Source organism: Bradyrhizobium sp. BRP19 (assembly GCF_020194195.1).
Lineage (GTDB): Bacteria > Pseudomonadota > Alphaproteobacteria > Rhizobiales > Xanthobacteraceae > Bradyrhizobium > Bradyrhizobium yuanmingense.
The window spans coordinates 675062-692915 of sequence record NZ_JADYVZ010000003.1 but is presented as its reverse complement, the minus strand read 5'-3'; the positions used below and the strand labels follow the sequence as shown (position 1 = coordinate 692915).

Annotated in this window: 22 protein-coding genes; 13 read left to right on the top strand and 9 right to left on the bottom strand. The window is 65.4% G+C overall.

Going from position 1 to position 17854, the window contains the following annotated elements:
• Nucleotides 1-39: 39 nt before the first annotated feature.
• Entirely contained in the window at nucleotides 40-249 is a 210-nt protein-coding gene (locus I6F36_RS13565) for a hypothetical protein (protein WP_035997682.1), read from the top strand.
• 4 nt (nucleotides 250-253) lie between these two features.
• Here the strand turns inward: I6F36_RS13565 and I6F36_RS13560 are convergent, their stop codons facing one another.
• Nucleotides 254-631 (bottom strand): hypothetical protein, encoded by a 378-nt coding sequence (locus I6F36_RS13560; protein WP_057028574.1) that lies wholly within the window; start codon nucleotides 629-631, stop codon nucleotides 254-256.
• A gap of 221 nt (nucleotides 632-852) precedes the next feature.
• Here I6F36_RS13560 and I6F36_RS13555 point away from each other — a divergent pair, with 221 nt between their 5' ends.
• Nucleotides 853-2004, top strand: coding sequence for a DUF3095 domain-containing protein (locus I6F36_RS13555; RefSeq protein ID WP_225126502.1), 1152 nt, complete (start codon nucleotides 853-855; stop codon nucleotides 2002-2004).
• Here I6F36_RS13555 and I6F36_RS13550 read toward each other — a convergent pair.
• The 3 genes from I6F36_RS13550 to I6F36_RS13540 form a co-directional block, all read right to left on the bottom strand.
• The gene (locus I6F36_RS13550) at nucleotides 2001-2435 is read right to left on the bottom strand and encodes a DUF2147 domain-containing protein (RefSeq protein ID WP_035997687.1); all 435 of its coding nucleotides are present in this window, start codon (nucleotides 2433-2435) and stop codon (nucleotides 2001-2003) included. The two genes, I6F36_RS13555 and I6F36_RS13550, sit on opposite strands and share 4 nt — an antisense overlap.
• Nucleotides 2436-2544: 109 nt before the next feature.
• Nucleotides 2545-3930: an MATE family efflux transporter gene (locus I6F36_RS13545; protein ID WP_035997689.1), complete on the bottom strand. Its 1386-nt coding sequence runs from the start codon at nucleotides 3928-3930 to the stop codon at nucleotides 2545-2547.
• 82 nt (nucleotides 3931-4012) lie between these two features.
• Nucleotides 4013-4540 (bottom strand): GNAT family N-acetyltransferase, encoded by a 528-nt coding sequence (locus I6F36_RS13540; protein WP_225126500.1) that lies wholly within the window; start codon nucleotides 4538-4540, stop codon nucleotides 4013-4015.
• 245 nt (nucleotides 4541-4785) lie between these two features.
• On the opposite strand from I6F36_RS13540, the gene I6F36_RS13535 reads away from it, so the two are divergent.
• The 11 genes from I6F36_RS13535 to I6F36_RS13485 all read left to right on the top strand — a co-directional run bounded on the left by I6F36_RS13535 (nucleotide 4786) and on the right by I6F36_RS13485 (nucleotide 12858).
• Nucleotides 4786-5382: a superoxide dismutase gene (locus I6F36_RS13535; RefSeq protein WP_027573470.1), complete on the top strand. Its 597-nt coding sequence runs from the start codon at nucleotides 4786-4788 to the stop codon at nucleotides 5380-5382.
• A 257-nt stretch (nucleotides 5383-5639) separates the two neighbouring features.
• Nucleotides 5640-6251 (top strand): permease, encoded by a 612-nt coding sequence (locus I6F36_RS13530; protein ID WP_225126497.1) that lies wholly within the window; start codon nucleotides 5640-5642, stop codon nucleotides 6249-6251.
• Nucleotides 6248-6748 carry a hypothetical protein gene (locus tag I6F36_RS13525; protein WP_036036588.1) on the top strand — a complete coding sequence of 167 codons (501 nt, stop codon included), beginning with the start codon at nucleotides 6248-6250 and terminating at the stop codon, nucleotides 6746-6748. The genes I6F36_RS13530 and I6F36_RS13525 overlap by 4 nt, the downstream gene beginning before the upstream one ends.
• A gap of 55 nt (nucleotides 6749-6803) precedes the next feature.
• Nucleotides 6804-7046, top strand: a complete 243-nt coding sequence (locus tag I6F36_RS13520) for a hypothetical protein (RefSeq protein ID WP_035997699.1) — start codon at nucleotides 6804-6806, stop codon at nucleotides 7044-7046.
• Between the two features lie 2 nt (nucleotides 7047-7048).
• Nucleotides 7049-7804 carry a metal ABC transporter ATP-binding protein gene (locus tag I6F36_RS13515; protein WP_225171581.1) on the top strand — a complete coding sequence of 252 codons (756 nt, stop codon included), beginning with the start codon at nucleotides 7049-7051 and terminating at the stop codon, nucleotides 7802-7804.
• Nucleotides 7805-7810: 6 nt separating this feature from the next.
• Nucleotides 7811-8680 carry a metal ABC transporter permease gene (locus I6F36_RS13510; protein ID WP_036021355.1) on the top strand — a complete coding sequence of 290 codons (870 nt, stop codon included), beginning with the start codon at nucleotides 7811-7813 and terminating at the stop codon, nucleotides 8678-8680.
• Nucleotides 8681-8682: 2 nt separating this feature from the next.
• Nucleotides 8683-9546 carry a metal ABC transporter substrate-binding protein gene (locus I6F36_RS13505; RefSeq protein WP_225171636.1) on the top strand — a complete coding sequence of 288 codons (864 nt, stop codon included), beginning with the start codon at nucleotides 8683-8685 and terminating at the stop codon, nucleotides 9544-9546.
• Between the two features lie 56 nt (nucleotides 9547-9602).
• Complete coding sequence (locus I6F36_RS13500) at nucleotides 9603-10652, top strand: GTP-binding protein (RefSeq protein WP_036021358.1); 1050 nt, start codon at nucleotides 9603-9605, stop codon at nucleotides 10650-10652.
• Nucleotides 10652-11671: a WD40 repeat domain-containing protein gene (locus tag I6F36_RS13495; protein WP_225171580.1), complete on the top strand. Its 1020-nt coding sequence runs from the start codon at nucleotides 10652-10654 to the stop codon at nucleotides 11669-11671. The genes I6F36_RS13500 and I6F36_RS13495 overlap by 1 nt, the downstream gene beginning before the upstream one ends.
• Nucleotides 11672-11701: 30 nt before the next feature.
• A complete protein-coding gene (locus I6F36_RS13490; RefSeq protein ID WP_225171579.1) occupies nucleotides 11702-12418 on the top strand; it encodes an MgtC/SapB family protein in 717 nt (238 codons plus the stop codon).
• Nucleotides 12419-12519: 101 nt separating this feature from the next.
• Nucleotides 12520-12858 (top strand): hypothetical protein, encoded by a 339-nt coding sequence (locus I6F36_RS13485; RefSeq protein WP_225171578.1) that lies wholly within the window; start codon nucleotides 12520-12522, stop codon nucleotides 12856-12858.
• Between the two features lie 151 nt (nucleotides 12859-13009).
• Here the strand turns inward: I6F36_RS13485 and I6F36_RS13480 are convergent, their stop codons facing one another.
• The 5 genes from I6F36_RS13480 to I6F36_RS13460 all read right to left on the bottom strand — a co-directional run bounded on the left by I6F36_RS13480 (nucleotide 13010) and on the right by I6F36_RS13460 (nucleotide 17841).
• Nucleotides 13010-14452: a homospermidine synthase gene (locus I6F36_RS13480; RefSeq protein WP_225171577.1), complete on the bottom strand. Its 1443-nt coding sequence runs from the start codon at nucleotides 14450-14452 to the stop codon at nucleotides 13010-13012.
• A gap of 59 nt (nucleotides 14453-14511) precedes the next feature.
• Nucleotides 14512-14901, bottom strand: a complete 390-nt coding sequence (locus I6F36_RS13475; protein ID WP_225171635.1) for a RidA family protein — start codon at nucleotides 14899-14901, stop codon at nucleotides 14512-14514.
• Between the two features lie 147 nt (nucleotides 14902-15048).
• On the bottom strand, nucleotides 15049-15636 hold the full coding sequence (locus I6F36_RS13470; RefSeq protein ID WP_035997718.1) for a GNAT family N-acetyltransferase: 588 nt from the start codon (nucleotides 15634-15636) through the stop codon (nucleotides 15049-15051).
• A 134-nt stretch (nucleotides 15637-15770) separates the two neighbouring features.
• Nucleotides 15771-16913, bottom strand: a complete 1143-nt coding sequence (locus I6F36_RS13465) for a type III PLP-dependent enzyme (protein WP_225171576.1) — start codon at nucleotides 16911-16913, stop codon at nucleotides 15771-15773.
• A gap of 673 nt (nucleotides 16914-17586) precedes the next feature.
• Nucleotides 17587-17841: a hypothetical protein gene (locus I6F36_RS13460; RefSeq protein ID WP_035997726.1), complete on the bottom strand. Its 255-nt coding sequence runs from the start codon at nucleotides 17839-17841 to the stop codon at nucleotides 17587-17589.
• Nucleotides 17842-17854 lie beyond the last annotated feature (13 nt).

Below are 17854 nucleotides of genomic sequence, written 5' to 3'. Positions count from 1 at the left end.
TACGTCAATCGATCTGCCCTAAACGAAGGGGAGCAGTCGATGGCCACTTCAGACATGACCGCTTCAAGCCGGGCCCTGAAAGAGCCGGTGCGTGTGAAGTCGGATGAGGTCCGCTGCCCGCCGATGTCGCATCAGAATTCCGGCGATCACGGCCACGAGGCGTATCCGCAGCAATTCGTGCGCCTGATCGGCTGCCACGACGTCCCTGCATCCCAGCTGCGCAAGCGTCAGGACGAGAAGCTGCACTAGCCGCTCACGGCCGCTGCTTCGGCAGGTCGATTCGTTCGTGTGAAAATTCCGGCGGCCCTTCGGTGAGGCGGCGAATGCGGCGCTCGCGCTCGTCTGGCGGCAATGCCGGATCGAGCAGTAACTCGATCTCATGCACTGCGATCTCTTCGATCTTGGTCGCGTCCGATACGACCGGGTGCGCGGGCGCGGAGACGGGGAGTGCCAACTTCAGCCCCAGCTCGATCAGCTTGCAGATCGCATCCGAGCGGGTCAGGCGGTGAGCTTCAGCCCAGGCATCGACCGCCTCCGTCAATCTTTCCGGCATCTTCACCGCGCTGATCGGGTCGACACCCGTGCGCCGGCGGACCGGAGAGGTGGAGTCCTTGCTGCTGAAGTCGGACACCTCGATTTTCCCATGCAACCCCTTGGAGCCGACCGACGATAGCCGCTCTCCCCGGATGGCCGTTTGATGCCGATCAATGATCCCGCCGAGGCATTGCAAGGCGGCCGCATCTTGTTGTCCGGGCCACTTTCGGCCAATGATCGAAAGGGGGCGCGAGCCAGCGAACCCGGATCGATCCTGCCACGTATCTTGCTTCGCATTCCAACAGTCCGGCAATCCCGATGAGCTCAGGCGAGTCCTTCTATGGCGGCATTCCCGTCTTCCGAGGCTTCACCAGCCTGATGGATCCTGCGCTTTATGCGCCGCTGCCGGACGACTGGAGCATCGGTGTTGCCGATATCGTCGATTCGACCAAGGCGATCGCGGCGCAGCGCTACAAGGCCGTGAACATGGCCGGTGCCGCCGTGATCGCGGCGGTGACCAATGCGCTGCAGGGGCGGGAATTTCCCTTCGTGTTCGGCGGCGACGGCGCCAGCTTCGCGGTGGCGCCAGACGACGTCGAGCTTGCCCGCCAGGCGCTGGCTGCGACCGCGACCTGGGTGCGCGAAGACCTCGATCTGACCCTGCGCGTCGCCTTGGTGCCGGTCAGCGTCATTCGCACACACGGCCTCGATGTGCGCGTCGCCCGGTTCGGGCCGTCGGCCAACCTGTCCTATGCGATGTTTTCGGGCGGCGGGCTCGCGTGGGCCGACGCAGCGATGAAGCGCGGCGAGTTTGCCGTCGATGAGGCGCCCGCCGGCACGCAGCCGGACCTTTCGGGCCTGTCGTGTCGTTTCGAGGTGATGCCGGCGGCGCGCGGCCTGATCCTGTCGGTGCTGGTGATGCCGGCGCGCGGCGTCGATCAGGTGGCCTTCCGCAGGGTGATCGAGGACATCATTCATCTCGTCGAGCGCAGCCCGGAGGGCGGCCGGCCGGTGCCGCCGCAGGGGCCGCCGCTGAAATGGCCGCCGCAGGGCGTGGAATTCGAGGCCCGAACCAGGCGCGGGGGTCCGCTGCTCGCGCGCAGAGCCAGCGTACTCGCCTATACGTTATTCGCCTATTTCATCATGCGCTTCGACATCAAGATCGGCGGTTTCGTGCCCAGCCTCTACAAGCGGCAGGTGGTCGAGAACTCGGACTTCCGTAAATACGACGACGGCCTGCGCATGATTCTGGACTGCACGCCGCAGCTCGAGCGCGCGTTGAACGATCGTCTCAAAGCCGCTGCGCGCGAGGGCATCGTGCGCTACGGCCTCTACCAGCAGGACGCTGCGATGATGACCTGCTTCGCGCCGTCGGCGCTGCGCAGCGATCACGTCCATTTCATCGACGGCGCGCGCGGCGGCTATGCCTCGGCGGCGACGGCGTTGAAGGCGATGATGGCAGCGGGTTAGCGCCCCGCGCGCGTCCAGGTCTCACCGCCGCAGAGCGCGCCGACGCAGCCTTCGACCCGCAGCGCGTCCGCGCCAGTCAGGCTGATGTTGCTCGCATAGGTGCTGCCGTCGTCCGCATTGTAGATCTGGCCCGACCATTTGTTCGGTCCCGTCGGCTCCATGCCGCTGAACAATGGCAGGCCGATCATCGGGCGCCTGGCGAGCGCGGGATTGGGATTTTTGCTGTCGGTGGCGGGCTGACCGGTCGCGCTGTCCATGGGCTCGCGCAGCCAGACGATGTGGCCGCAGATGCCGCCGCCGCATTTGCTGATCTTGACGCGTGCATCGCCCGCCTGCGTGAGCCAGGTCCCGTCGGCGCTCTGCGCATAGGCGGAAGGCGCACCGATCAGCGCAGCCAGAATGACGGTGAGAGCGACGAATCTGAATGTCATGGAGAGGAGCCCTGGAATGGAGGCGACTCCATAGCAGCAAATCGAGCGCGCGCAACGCCCGAGGGAATCACATCTCTGAGCTTATCTGCCGGCGCTTATTTGCCTGCGATCATTTGCCCCAGCGCGCGAATGCGACCGAGGCGGCGGTCGAAAGCCCGAACACGACCATGGCGCCCCCGACCAGCGCGAACAGGGTCCAGGCCGGAGCCTGCGCGGTCATCAGTCCGATGCCGCCGATCGCGACGATCAGAAGCCGTGCCGTCGAGGCGAGCACGGGCCCGCCGACGCGTGCGGCGCCTTGCGAGGAGAAGTAAAGCGACACGCCCATGCCGAAGAACACGAAGGCCGGACCGGCCCAGTGGAAATAGCTGTGCGCTGCGGCGGTGACGCCGGGATCGCGGGTGAAGAGCCCGACCCACAGTGACGGCGCGAGCGCAACGACGAGACCGATCAGCCCCACCGTGAGTCCCGAGGCGGCAGCCGCGGTCCAGGCGACACGCCGCGCGCGCTTCACATGCCCGGCGCCGATCGCCATGCCGACCATCGGCACCGAGGCGATGCCGAAGGCGAAGGTGATCGGGATCAGCAGAAATTCCAGCCGCGAGCCGATACCGTAGCCCGCCAGCATCTCGGTGCCGAAGGTCGCGAGGATCTTCGTGAAGATCAGAATGGTGAGCACGGTCTGCAGCGGCGACAGGCAGGCCACCGCGCCAACTTTGAGAATGTCCAGGAACATCGCGCGCTCGAAATGAAAGGCGCGGACATCCAGCGGCAGCCGGCTGCGCCCCGACAACAGATACCAGATGAAGAAGATCGCCGCGCAGCTGAACGCGATCAGCTGCCCGCTCGCCACGCCCGGCATGCCGAATTGCGGCACTCCGAACAGGCCGAGCCCCAGCGTGCCGCCGAGCACGATCTGCAGCGCGCTCGCGCCGATCAGAATCATCGAAGGCAGGCGCATGTCGCCGGTACCGCGGATCACCGAGGCCAGCGTGTTGACGAGCCAGATCGCGACCGCGCCGGAGAACAGCACCTGCGAATAGCCGCTGGCCTCCTCGAGCACGCGCTCGCGTCCGCCGAGCAGCGCGAAGAAGGAGCGGCCGAAGGCGAGCATCATCACCGTGAAGAACAGCCCGCCGCAAAGGCCGATGATGGCGGCATGCAGCGCCAGCGTCGCGGCGCGGTCGCGATCCCCTGCGCCGAGAGCGCGGCTGATTGCGGACGAGACGCCGCCGCCCATCGCGCCCGCGCTCATCATCTGCGTCAGCATCGCGAACGGAAACACCAGCGCGATCGCGGCGAGCGGGATGGTGCCGAGCCGGCCGATATAGGAGGTCTCAGCCACTGCGACGAGCGTGCTGCCGACCATCGCGATCATGTTGGGGATCGCGAGCCGCAGCAGCGTCGGCAGGATCGGCGCGGTCAGGAGGCTCGCGATGGGGGAGGCGACCGGCGCAACCGGCGGGACGGCATCTGCGGGGGCGTCGATCGTCATGTTCACCGGGCGGAAAATTAAATGATGACCGACATATTATAAGAGAATGAGCCGGCCGGCGCAGCCCTGGCTCACGCAGGGCTCACCACGGCAGGCCGCATAGGTCGATGGTGCCCAGCGTCGGCGCACGCACGATGTGGAAGACATAGGGCGCCATGTAGGTGAACCGAATCCGCCCTTCCGGCTGTTCGCAATAGACCTCGCCTTTGAACGGCAGCCAGCTCCGGGCCTCGTAGAACGCGAAATTGTGCGGCTCGCAGACCAGTAGGGCGAACCGAACCGCCTCGTTGGCGCGCATGGTATGCACCGCCGCGTCGATCGCCACGGTCGCATAGCCACGGCCGCGCTGGTCCTCGCGCGTCGAGACGCCGCCGATGCCGCCGATATGAACCTTCTGTCCATTCCAGGTGATGGTGCGGAAGTAGATGCCGACATGGCACACGAGACCATCCTCGGGCGTCTCGACCAGCACGCGGAGATCGGCATTGGCCCATTTGACATGAGCCCAGGGCTTGCCTGCGACCAACTGCGGTGCCCAGACCGCCTGAAATAGCGGCTCGGCCCTCGGCCACGAGGCGTCGCCGTTCAATATGTCGATCTCGATGCTCATGGCCTCGTCCTCCACAGCTCCGCTTCTTCGCGCGTTTGTTCTGTCTTAAGCGCCTCAAAGGCAATGATATTTTACAGCGAACCGCAGGTCTGATCACGGCGGCCGGATTGCGGCGAACTTGTGCATTCAAGCAGGACGCGCCAAGTCACGCCTTTTCGCAAATTCTGAGGTATTTAATGGCCGCGGAACCTTCTATAAGGGGTGACCGTTAGAACTCGTTCCCCACCAGTTGCGGACAAGAAGCCATGACCTTTACGCTGCCCCCACTTCCTTACGCCTATGACGCCCTCGGCCAGTACATGTCGAAGGAGACGCTGGAATATCACCACGACAAGCATCATCAGGCCTACGTCACCAACGGCAACAACGCGCTCAAGGGGACCGAATGGGAAGGCAAGTCCCTTGAAGAGATCGTCAAGGGCTCGTTCGGCAAGAACCCCGCGGTGTTCAACAACGCCGGCCAGCACTACAACCACATCCACTTCTGGAGCTGGATGAAGCCCAATGGCGGCGGCACCAAGCTGCCGGGCAAGCTCGAGAAGAAGATCAACGAGGACCTCGGCGGCTTCGAGAAGTTCAAGACCGACTTCCAGGCGGCCGGCGTCGGCCAGTTCGGCTCCGGCTGGTGCTGGCTCCAGGTCAAGAACGGCAAGCTCGAGATCTCCAAGACCCCGAACGGCGAGAATCCGCTGGTGCACGGCGCCACACCGATCCTCGGCTGCGACGTCTGGGAGCACTCTTACTACATCGACTATCGCAATCGCCGTCCCGACTATCTCAAGGCGTTCGTCGAGAACCTCGTGAACTGGGAATACGTGGAGTCCCTGTTCGAGAAGGCGTGACAGGTGTCATTCCGGGGCGCGCGAAGCGCAAGCCCGGAATCCATTTGTCTGCTCGGGTGGCGCCCGATGGATTCCGGGTTCGGCGCTGACGCGCCGCCCCGGAATGACAGAAACAAAGGCGGTCGCAGGCGCGACCGCCTTTTTGCTGTGCGGAATTGCCCTGCGTGGCGCGCGCATGGGTCTGTCGTCACACCGTTTGCATCGGGGGAACACCGCCCTTAATCAGGACGGGCATCACCCTCGAGCGACCCAGCCCGTTGTCAGGACCTTCCCCGAACCATCCAGCGCCTTCCGGCGACGCGGAATCCGAGCCGCGGCCGGGCCGGGTCCGCAAGCCGATCGGCTGGTCGACCGTCATCATCGCAGCTCTGGTGGCGGTGAGTGCTGCACTGGTCTGGCGGCGGGACGGCACTGACGGCGTTCTGGACATCCTCACCCACGATCTCTCGCTGTTCTCGGGCATCCTGCCGCGCGTGCTCGCCGGCTGCCTGCTCGGGGCCTTCATCTCGGAGATCTTGCCGCACGAGAAGGTCTCGCGCTCGCTCGGGCCGAAATCCGGCCTGATGGGCCTGCTGATCGGCACCGCCTTCGGCGCGATTCTGCCCGGCGGTCCCTTCACCGCCTATCCGGTCGCGAGCGCACTGCTCGCGGTCGGCGCCGATTTCGGCGCCACCATCGCCATGGTCGTGAGCTGGACGCTGATCGGTTATGGCCGGGCGGTCGCCTGGGAAATCCCGATCATGGGCACCGATTTCACGCTGTGGCGGATCGTGATCTCGCTGCCGCTGCCGGTGCTCGCCGGCGCCCTCGGCCGCTTCGTCTATGTCAGGCTCTATCCGAAGCCGCTCGCGAAGGACGACGAGAGTTGAGCGCAGCGCTTCTGATCGACATCCTGCTGTGGGGCTCGGTGCTCGGCGTCGGGCTGATCGCCTTTCGTCGTGGGCGCCCGGTGTTCGTGGCCTCGCTGCGCGAAGGCACGATGGACTTCGTCAACATCGTGCCGCGGATCGCGCTTGGCGTGATCGGCTCCGGCTACATCGCCGCCATCATCCCGCAAGAGGTGATCACCGGCTGGCTCGGCCCTGATAGCGGCTGGCTCGGGGTTGCCACCGCCGTGGTCGCCGGCGCCGCCACGCCCGGAGGTCCCGTGGTCGGCTTCTCCATCGGCACCGTGGCGTTGAAGTCGGGGGGCGGGGTGCCGCAGGTGGTTGCCTATGTCGTCGCCTGGGCGCTGTTCGCCTTCCAGCGGGTGATCTTGTGGGAGATCCCGTTCATGCCCGCCCGTTTCGTCTGGTTCCGCTGCGCCGTCTCGGTGCCGTTCCCATTCGTGGCAGCCGCCATCGCCATGGTGATCGGCAAGCCCTGAGCCGCGATGTAGTCCCGCCGTGGACAGGCGTAATGTTATAATATAACGTCCGCAAATGGCTCCCGCCGCGTCCCACGCCCACCAGCACGACCATGCTCATGGCCATTCCCATGGTCACGGCCATGGACATTCGCACGGGCACGATCACGCCCACGCCCATGTCCACGATGCGACCTCGCCGCATCCGGCCCAGACCGCGCCTTGGTCGATCCTGCGCATGACCATGGCGGGCCGTCTCGCGGCCGCGCTCGCGGTCTGTGCCGTGCTGTGGGGTATCGTCTTGCTGGCGATGAGGTGACGATGGCAGCGTTGCACTTTCACAACGTCACGCTCGGCTATGATCGGCACCCCGCCGTGCATCATCTCAGCGGCGAGGTCGCGCCGGGCGCGCTGGTCGCCGTGATCGGCCCGAATGGCGCCGGTAAATCGACGCTGTTGCGCGGCATCGTCGGCATCCTCAAGCCGCTCGACGGGACGATCCATCTCGGCGGGCTCGACGCCCGCGACATCGCCTATCTGCCGCAGAGCGCGGAGATCGACCGCAGCTTCCCGATCTCGGTGTTCGATTTCATCGGCACCGGGCTGTGGCGTGGCACAGGCCTGTTCGGCGGCATCGGCAAGGCCGCGCGCGACAAGATTCTCCGGGCAATCGGAGCAGTTGGCCTCAGCGGTTTTGAGAACCGCGCGATCGGCACGCTCTCCGGCGGTCAGATGCAGCGCGTGCTGTTCGCCCGTGTGCTGCTCCAGGATGCCAGCCTGATCGTGCTCGACGAGCCCTTCAACGCCATCGACAGCAAGACCACCGCCGATCTGCTCGCGCTGGTGAAGCGCTGGCACGGCGAGGGCCGTACCGTGCTCGCCGCGCTGCACGACATGGAGATGGTGCGCAACCACTTCGCCGAAACGCTGGTGCTGGCGCGCGGCCCGGTCGCGTGGGGCCCGACGGCGGAGGTGCTGACGCCGGAAAATCTGCTGGTCGCGATGCGGATGTGCGAGGCCTTCGACGACAGCGCCGCGGCCTGCGCGGCCGATGATATCAGCTCGCGGGCGGCCTGATATCCGATGCTCTATGACGCGCTGATCGGTCCGTTCACCGAATTCGAGTTCATGCGGCGCGCGCTCGCCGCGGTGATCGCGTTGGCGCTGGCGGGGGCGCCGATCGGCGTGTTCCTGATGCTGCGCCGGATGAGCCTCGTCGGCGACGCCATGGCGCACGCGATCCTGCCTGGCGCGGCGGTCGGTTTCCTGCTCTCCGGCCTCAATCTGTTCGCGATGACGGCCGGTGGCCTGGTCGCCGGCTTTGCCGTCGCGATCCTCGCTGGCGTGGTCGCACGCTCGACCGGGCTGAAGGAAGATGCCTCGCTCGCCACCTTCTATCTCGCTTCGCTTGCGCTCGGCGTCACCATCGTCTCGATCAAGGGCACCAACATCGATCTCCTGCACGTGCTGTTCGGCAACATCCTCGCAATGGACGATCAGACCCTGCTGGTGGTCGCCTTCAACGCCACGGTGACGCTGCTGGTGCTCGCGGTGATCTACCGCCCGCTGGTGATCGAGAGCGTCGATCCCCTGTTCCTGCGCACCGTGAGCCGCGCCGGTGGCCCCGCCCATCTCGCCTTCCTCGCGCTGGTCGTCATCAACCTCGTCAACGGCTTTCAGGCGCTGGGCACGTTGCTGGCGGTGGGGCTGATGATCCTGCCTGCGGGCATCGCAAGGTTCTGGTCGCGCGATCTCACCGCGATGATCTGCATCGCCGTCACTGCTGCTGCGGTGTCCGGCTATGCCGGCCTCGTGCTCTCATTTCAGACCCGCGTGCCCTCGGGCCCGGCGATCATCCTAGTGGCGACGGTGCTCTACATCGTCTCCGTCCTGTTCGGCCGTGTCGGCGGCATCGTCCGGCAGCTGTTTCCCGGCCGGCATCTGGAAGCATGACGATGCGGCTCATCCTGGTCTTTGCACTGTTGCTGATCGCCTCGCCGCTGCGGGCCGCGGAGCGCCTCAACGTCGTCGCGAGCTTCTCGATCCTCAGCGATTTCGTCCGCAATGTCGGTGGTGACCGCATCAACCTGACGACGCTGGTCGGGCCCGACGGCGACGTCCACGTCTATACGCCGGCCCCTGCCGATGCCAAGCGGGTCGCGGCGGCGAAGCTCGTCATCGTCAACGGGCTCGGGCTGGAGGGCTGGCTGCCGCGCCTCGTGCAATCCGCGGGCAGCAAGGCCAAGGTGATCACCGCAAGCGCCGGCATCGCGCCGTTGAAATTGGGTTCGGCCGCTGATCCCCACGCTTGGCAATCCATCCCGAACGCCAAGATCTACGTCACCGACATTGCGAGCGCGCTCGCCACGGCCGCTCCTGACGATGCAGAGTTCTTCCGCGCCCAGGCCAAGGCCTATCTGGAAAAGCTCGAAACACTGGACCGCGAGGTCCGCGACGCTGTCGCAAAAATCCCGCCGGAGCGGCGCAAGGTGATCTCCACCCATGACGCCTTCGGCTATTTCTCCAGCGAATACGGTATCCGGTTCATCGCCCCCCGGGGCGTCTCCACGGAGAGCGAGCCGAGCGCGCGAGATATCGCCGCCATCATCGGCCAGATCAAGGTCCAGAAAATCCCGGCCGTGTTCCTTGAAAATATCAGCGACGATCGCCTGATCCGGCGGATCGCCGCCGAGACCGGTGCCAGGGTCGGTGGCACCCTGGTTTCGGACGGTTTGACCGGCGAAAAGGGGCCTGCACCCACTTACATTGACATGGTCAGGCACAATATAAAGGCCCTGACCAGCGCGCTTGACCATTAGGGCAGGGGCCACCCCGCCTCGCGTCGCGCGAAAAAGCCTTGAAGTCCGGAGTTGTTATGTCTGACGCGACCTCCCAGAAGATTCCCGTGACCGTGCTGACCGGCTATCTCGGCGCCGGCAAGACCACGCTGCTCAACCGCATCCTGTCGGAGAACCACGGCAAGAAATACGCCGTCATCGTCAACGAATTCGGCGAGATCGGCATCGACAACGACCTCATCATCGGCGCCGATGAGGAAGTGTTCGAGATGAACAACGGCTGCATCTGCTGCACCGTACGAGGCGACCTCGTCCGCATCATGGACGGCCTGATGAAGCGCAAGGGCAAGTTCGACGCCATCATCGTCGAGACCACTGGTCTTGCCGATCCCGCCCCCGTCGCGCAGACTTTCTTCGTCGATGAGGACGTGCAGAAGAACGCCCGGCTCGATGCGGTCGTGACGGTCGCCGACGCCAAATGGCTGTCCGACCGTTTGAAGGATGCACCAGAGGCCAAGAACCAGATCGCCTTTGCCGACGTCATCGTTCTGAACAAGACCGACCTCGTCAACAAGGGCGAGCTCGCCGAGGTCGAGGCCCGCATCCGCGGCATCAATCCCTATGCGAAGCTGCATCGCACCGAGCGCTGCGCGGTGGCGCTGGCCGACGTGCTCGACCGCGGCGCATTCGACCTCGACCGCATCCTCGACATCGAGCCTGACTTCCTGGAGGCCGACGATCATGACCACGATCATGATCATCACCACCATCACGGCCACGATCACCATCACCATGATCACGGCCACGGCCTGAAGCACTATCACGACGAGGAGATGCAATCGCTCTCGCTCAAGACCGACAAGCCGCTAGATCCCAACGTGTTCATGCCCTGGCTGCAGAACCTGGTGCAGGTCGAGGGCGGCAAGATCCTGCGCTCCAAGGGCATCCTCGCCTTCCTCGACGACGACGATCGCTACGTCTTCCAGGGCGTCCACATGATGCTGGAGGGCAACCACCAGCGGAAGTGGAAGGAGGGCGAGCCGCGCGAGAGCCGCCTCGTCTTCATCGGCCGCGAATTGCCCGAAGAGGCGATCCGCAAGGGTTTCGAGAGCTGCATCGTCTCGTGATGAAAGAGTTTACGCCAGCGCCCGAGTCCGCTTCGATCGTTTCCGTCACCGACCGCGTCCAGCCGATTGCGCTCGGCATGGCCGTGACCTCGGTGCATTTCCTGAAGGATCGCGCCGCCTTCGTCGGCGGCGAGGAGAACGTCGCATTCGTCGATGCCAATTGCGAGATCACCACGGTTGCCGTGCATAGCGGCGGCATTCTCTCGACCGCCTCCGACGGCAAGCGCCTCGTCATGGGCGGCGACGACGGCAAGGTCGTCTCGATCGATGCCAAGGGCGAGGTGACGCTGCTCGCCACCGATCCCAAGCGGCGCTGGATCGACGCGGTGGCGCTGCACGCCGACGGCGCGTTCGCCTGGTCGGCCGGCAAGACCGCGACCGTCAAGAGCGGCAAGGCTGAGGAGAAGTCGATCGACGTGCCCTCGACGGTCGGCGGCCTTGCCTTCGCGCCGAAGGGCCTGCGGCTCGCAATCGCGCATTACAACGGCGTGACGCTGTGGTTTCCGAACATGGCGGGATCGGCCGAATTCCTGCCTTGGGCCGGCTCGCATCACGCGGTCACCTTCAGCCCCGACAACAAATTCCTGGTCACCGCCATGCACGAGCCGGCGCTGCACGGCTGGCGGCTCGCCGACAACAGGCACATGCGCATGACCGGCTATCCCGGCCGCGTCCGCTCGATGTCGTGGAGCGCCGGCGGCAAGGGGCTGGCGACGTCGGGCGCCGACACGGTGATCATCTGGCCGTTCGGCAGCAAGGACGGTCCGATGGGCAAGGAGCCCGCGATGCTCGCGCCGCTGCAGGCGCGCGTCTCCGCGGTCGCCTGTCATCCCAAGAACGACATCCTCGCCGCCGGTTACAGCGATGGCACCGTGCTGATGGTCCGTCTGGAGGATGGCGCGGAGATCCTGGTCCGCCGCAATGGCACGCCGCCGGTGGCCGCGATCGCCTGGAACGCCAAAGGCACGCTGCTGGCCTTTGCCGACGAAAATGGGGACGGCGGTCTGCTCAAGCTTTAATCTGTCATGGTTCCCGCCGTATAGGGAACCATGCGATTTCTGACGACCTTCCAGCTTGCCGACTTTGGCGACACCCTGGTCAGCCTGATCACGGCTTTCGTGCTGGGCACACTGATCGGCGCCGAACGGCAATACCGCCAGCGTACCGCGGGGCTGCGCACCAACGTGCTGGTCGCGGTGGGCGCTGCCGCCTTCGTCGATCTCGCCATGCAGCTGGATGGCGCCGACGGCGCGGTCCGGGTGATCGCCTATGTCGTCTCCGGCATCGGCTTCCTGGGAGCCGGCGTCATCATGAAGCAGGGCATGGATGTGCGCGGGCTCAACACCGCGGCGACGCTGTGGGCCTCGGCCGCGGTCGGCTCCTGTGCCGGCGCCGACATGATCGCACAGGCGGCCGCGCTGACCGTGTTCGTCATCGCCGGCAACACCATGCTGCGCCCGCTGGTCAACGCCATCAACCGCATCCCGCTGAACGAGAAGGCGCTGGAGGCGACCTACTATTTCAAGCTCGCAGTTGCGGCCGACGCCTTGCCCGACATGCGTGACCGCCTCGTCGACAAGCTCGAAGCGGCGAAATATGCCGTGGCCGATATCGAAGTCGCCGAGATCAGCGAGGGCATTCGGGAGATCGCCGCCAAGCTGGTTGCGACTGCGGTCGACCCGAACGAGCTGAACGCGGTCGCGACCGATCTGCAGCATCTGCCGGGAGTGCGGCATGCAACCTGGGAAGTCAGCACGACGGAGTAGCGCGGCGTTTTGGCGCGTGCGGGTGGGTTCCGCGCGTTTTCAGGTTCCGGAACCGGCGCGCCCCAGTTTCGTTGATTCCGCGAACAAAGGCGGTGATCGACATGCCCGGCCGAGATGACAAACGTAGACTGAAGCTCAACCTGACAATCGCCGGTGCGCTGTTCGCAGCGGGCGTTGCGGTGTCGGTGATGTCCCTGGCGCAAATCCGCGCCGAAAGCCGCATGCAGCTGGCGCAGGCGACGCCCCCGCTCCAGGGCACCCCGTCCGACGAACAGAGCAAGGTGCCCGCGGAGGCGAAGCCCGGCGGTGATCGCCCGACCACGCCGGCCCCCGAGCCGGCACGGCCGGATCCGCAGACTCAGGGCGCGGCTGGTGCGGCCAAACCGGCGCTGCCGCCGGCCCCGGCCGAGAAGATCGCGCCGCCGATGGACAAGAAGTAGTTTTTCCGGTCATTCCGGGGCGCGCGAAGCGCGAACTACGGTGCGCAATTGCGCACCGGAGGATCCATTTACCTGCAGAGTCTGCCGCCCGATGGATTCCGGGCTCGCGCCAAGTGGCGCGCCCCGGAATGACGGGCGGAGAGAGCCCGCCTCACCGCACCAGAATATTCCGGAACTGCCAGGGATCGCTGCTGTCAATATCCTCCGGGAACAGTCCCGGACGATCCGTCAGCGGCGTCCAGTCGGTATAAAAGCCCTTCACCGGGCCGAGATAGGGCAGCTGAATTTCGAGCAGGCGCTCGAAATCCATCTCGTCGGCCTCGACGATGCCTTCGTTCGGGTTCTCCAGCGCCCAGACCATGCCGCCGAGCACGGCGGAGGTCACCTGCAGGCCGGTGGCGTTCTGGTAGGGCGCGAGCTCGCGGGTCTCTTCGATGGAGAGCTGCGAGCCGAACCAATAGGCGTTCTTGTCGTGGCCGAACAGCAGCACGCCGAGCTCGTCGATGCCGTCGACGATCTCGTTCTCGTCGAGGATGTGGTGCTTCTCCTGCATCTTCCCGGCGCGGCCGAACATTTCATGCAGCGACAGCACGGCATCGTCGGCCGGATGGTAGGCATAGTGGCAGGTCGGCCGGTAGATCGCCTTGCCCGACGCATCGCGCACGGTGAAGTAATCGGCGATCGAGATCGACTCGTTGTGGGTGACGAGGAAGCCATACTGGGCGCCGCGGGTCGGGCACCAGGTGCGCACGCGCGTGTTGGCGCCGGGCTGCATCAGATAGATGGCAGCGCCGCAGCCGGCTTCATGGGTGTGCGCATTCTCGGGCATCCATTTCTCGTGGGTGCCCCAGCCGAGCTCGGATGGCTGCATGCCTTCCGACAGGAAGCCTTCCACCGACCAGGTGTTGACGAAGACGTCCGGCTCCTTCGGCTTCTTCGAGCGCTGGGTGTCGCGCTCGGCGATGTGGATGCCCTTGATGCCGGCCTGCCGCATCAAATCCGCCCATTCGCCCTTGGTCTTCGGCCTGGGTGCATTGAGCTTCAGATCGGCGGCGACATTGAGCAGCGCCTGCTTGACGAAGAAGGAGACCATGCCGGGATTGGCGCCGCAGCAGGACACGGCCGTGGTCGAGCCGGCGGGACGGGCCTTCTTGGCGGCCAGCGTCGTTTCGCGTAGCGCGTAATTGGAGCGCGCTTCCGGACCCTTCGAGGAATCGAAATAGAAGCCAAGCCAGGGCTCGTTGACGGTGTCGATGTAGAGCGCGCCGAGCTCGTTGCAGAGCTCCATGATGTCGGTCGAGCCGGTATCGACCGACAGATTGACGCAGAACCCCTGGCCGCCGCCCTCGGTGAGCAGCGGGGTCAGCACCTCGCGGTAATTGTCCTTGGTCAGCCCTTTCTGGATGAAGCGGACATTGTGCTTCTCGCAAAGCGCCTTGCGGCCCTCGTCCTTGGGATCGAGCACGGTGATGCGCGACTTGTCGTAGTCCAAATGCCGCTCGATCAGGGGCAGCGTGCCTTTGCCGATGGAGCCGAAGCCGACCATGACGATGGGGCCGGTGATCTTCGCGTAGATCTGCGAGGGAGGGCTCATGGGATGGATTCTCCGGAACGTGCTGGCAGTGAGGGATGGATCAGGCGCTGCAGCGCTTGTCAGATGCTGCGGCGCTTGGCGGTGACTTCAATCTCGACCTTCATCTCGGGCCTCGCCAGGGCAGAGACGACCAGCAAGGTCGCCGCCGGCCTGATGTCGCCGAGGACCTCGCCGCAGACGGCGAAGTGGGCATCGATATAGCTGGCGTCGGTCACGTAATAGGTCGCACGGACGATATCGGCCATCTCGAATCCGCCCTCCTTCAGGGCGGCGGCGATGGTCTTGAAGCAGTTGCGTGACTGGCTCGTGACATCTGATGGCATCGTCATCGTGGTGTAGTCATAGCCGGTCGTTCCCGCGACGAAGGCGAACTCGCCGTCGATCACGGCACGGCTGTAGCCGACGGACTTCTCGAGCGGGGAGCCGGTGGAGATCAGGCGACGGGGCATGGTCATGGGCCTCGACTGAAGGGGGTGTTTCGCGGGGTTAAAGGGCGTTTCCGGCGCCTGCGCAACCCCATAGGAACGGGCCTCGCGCAGGCGCGGCAGGGCGTTGCCGCTCAATGCGGCTGCGGTCGTCGCTACACGAGCGATCCCTCAGGCCGCGTGCGCCTCAGGCGCGCGAACCGACCTCCGTTTGGGCAGGGCCGCGCCGGTCGGGACGATCATCCCGGCGGCGCCATCAAGCGCGCCATCAGTGAACTCGATCGCCAGCAGGCGGTTGCGCTCGAACGGGCCGGGCAGCGACAGCTCGGCGGTCTTCTCGGCTGTGAAGCCGAAGCGGGCGTAATAGGGGGCATCGCCGAGCAGGATCACGGCGCCATGCCCGCGCGCCCGGGCGGCAGCCAGCGCTTGTTGCATCAGCGCGGCGCCGATCCCGAGCTCGCGGCAGGCAGGGTCGACCGCCAGCGGTCCGAGGACCAGAGCGGGCCTGCCTCCGGCGCTGACATGCCACAGCCGCACGGTTCCCACGAGCTTGCCCTCGCGCATCGCCGACAGGGCAAGGCCTGCAGCGGGCGCGCGTCCGTCGCGCAGGCGCTGGCAGGTGCGGCCATGGCGGTTCTCGCCAAAGCAGGCATCGAGCAGCGCTTCACGCGTCGCGACGTCTCCAGCACGTTCCGCACGGATCACGAACGGAGCGGCTTTCGAGGTGAGGGCAACTTGCGGCTTCCGAGGAGCAGTCATGGCACGTCAGTCCCCGCTTGAACCGGCGTGCGCACAGCACGCCTGTCCAAGACGTCGTCAGAAATCGAGATGTTGGATGAGGAGCCGGCGGACCGGCTCCCGGGTTCGTCAGGCCTCTAGAAAAGAGAGGCGGATCAGATGTGGTACGTCCGCAGCGGCGGAATGCCGTTGAACGCCACCGACGAGTAGGTCGACGTATAAGCCCCGGTGCCTTCGATCAGCACCTTGTCGCCGATCTCGAGCGTCACCGGAAGCGGATACGGGGTCTTCTCGTACAGCACATCGGCGCTGTCGCAGGTCGGACCTGCGAGCACGCACGGGGTCATGTCCGCGCCGTCGTGACGGGTGCGGACGGCGTAGCGGATCGACTCGTCCATGGTCTCGGCGAGACCGCCGAACTTGCCGATGTCCAGGTACACCCAGCGCACCTCGTCCTCATCGCTCTTCTTCGAGATGAGCACGACCTCGGATTCGATGATGCCGGCGTTGCCCACCATGCCGCGGCCCGGCTCGATGATGGTCTCCGGGATCTGGTTGCCGAAGTGCTTGCGCAGCGCGCGGAAGATCGAGCGGCCGTAGGTGACGACCGGCGGCACGTCCTTCAGGTACTTGGTCGGGAAGCCGCCGCCCATGTTGACCATGGACAGGTTGATGCCGCGTTCGGCGCAGTCGCGGAACACCTGCGAGGCCATCGCCAGTGCACGGTCCCACGCCTTCACCTTGCGCTGCTGCGAGCCGACATGGAAGGAGATGCCGCACGGCTCCAGGCCCAGGCGCTTGGCAAGGTCGAGCACCTCGACCGCCATCTCCGGGTCGCAGCCGAACTTGCGCGACAGCGGCCACTCGGCGCCGGCGCAGTCATAGAGGATGCGGCAGAACACCTTCGCACCGGGAGCGGCGCGGGCGATCTTCTCGACCTCGGCGGCGCAATCGACCGCGAACAGGCGAATGCCGAGCGCGAAGGCGCGAGCGATGTCGCGCTCCTTCTTGATCGTGTTGCCGAAGGAGATGCGGTCGGGCGTCGCACCCGCAGCCAGCGCCATCTCGATCTCGGCGACCGTGGCGGTGTCGAAGCAGGAGCCCATGGACGCCAGCAAGGCCAGCACTTCCGGCGCCGGGTTCGCCTTGACGGCATAGAACACGCGGCTGTCGGGCAGCGCCTTGGCGAAGCTCTGGTAATTGTCGCGCACGACCTCGAGGTCGACGACGAGGCACGGCTCGGTGTCGAGGCCTTCGTTGCGGCGGTTGCGCAGGAATTCCTGGATACGTTCGGTCATGGCACTCTCCAACGGTCCCAGCGACGGGAGCCGTATCAACGTGACGTCTGATGAGAGTGCTTCGACCGCATCGCGCGATGGAGGCGCGCTGGGGCCAAAAAACTCAAACCAGACTGTGCTGCCGTGGATTGGTTGGGAGAGTTTCCCGCCCGCTCACCTGGCAATGAAGGACAAGCCTTTTCAGTAGCCCGCGCCGGCGTTGGACTGCCGGTAGAGACCAAAAAAGCCCGATCCGTCGTTGCTTTAAGTCGCGTCCCCCGTTGAGAGCGGGGTGCGCCGGTTCGCCTCCGGCTGCCAGTCACGGTTGCAAAGAGCGAAGTCACCTTCGACATGGCATCTCTTTGAGAGAGATGCTGGGCGCTCCGGGTTTGCTTCGGTCGCTCGACGTTTCAGTCTCGACTTCCGCACTTCCGAAGAGCCCCTCGGCTTCTTCACCCCTTGGCGGCTGTCCGGCCTCTTGTCCGGATACCTACCGACTGACACACGACCACAGGCACGTGCGAAATTGGGCAAGTCCGCACATAAGCGTTTTGACTCTGGTTCGCAAGAATTTTTTTAGGCTGCGGACAGGATTGCCTAACATCTGCTTGCGCACTGTTGCGCGAGCGACGCGGAAGATGAACGCGCGTTAAGTTTTCGCCGCGCAGCGCGTGCTGCCCACGCGCGAGACGCGTCAGCCGCGCTTGGTGAAGGGCTCGATGCGCTGAGCGCCGCGGATGAAGGCGGTCATCACGAGCACGCCGAGTGCGAACAGCACGGCCTGCAGGATATGGGCGCCCTGGTCGCCGAGCCCGAACAGGATCGCGAGCGCCCAGCCGCCGGCAAACGCCGCGCCGAACACCTCGGCGCCGATCAGGATGGCGGCGCTGATGACGGTGATGACGCTGGACCAGACGATCTGGCGGGACGATGAAGAAGGCGCGTTCATGGTTTCAGAGAGT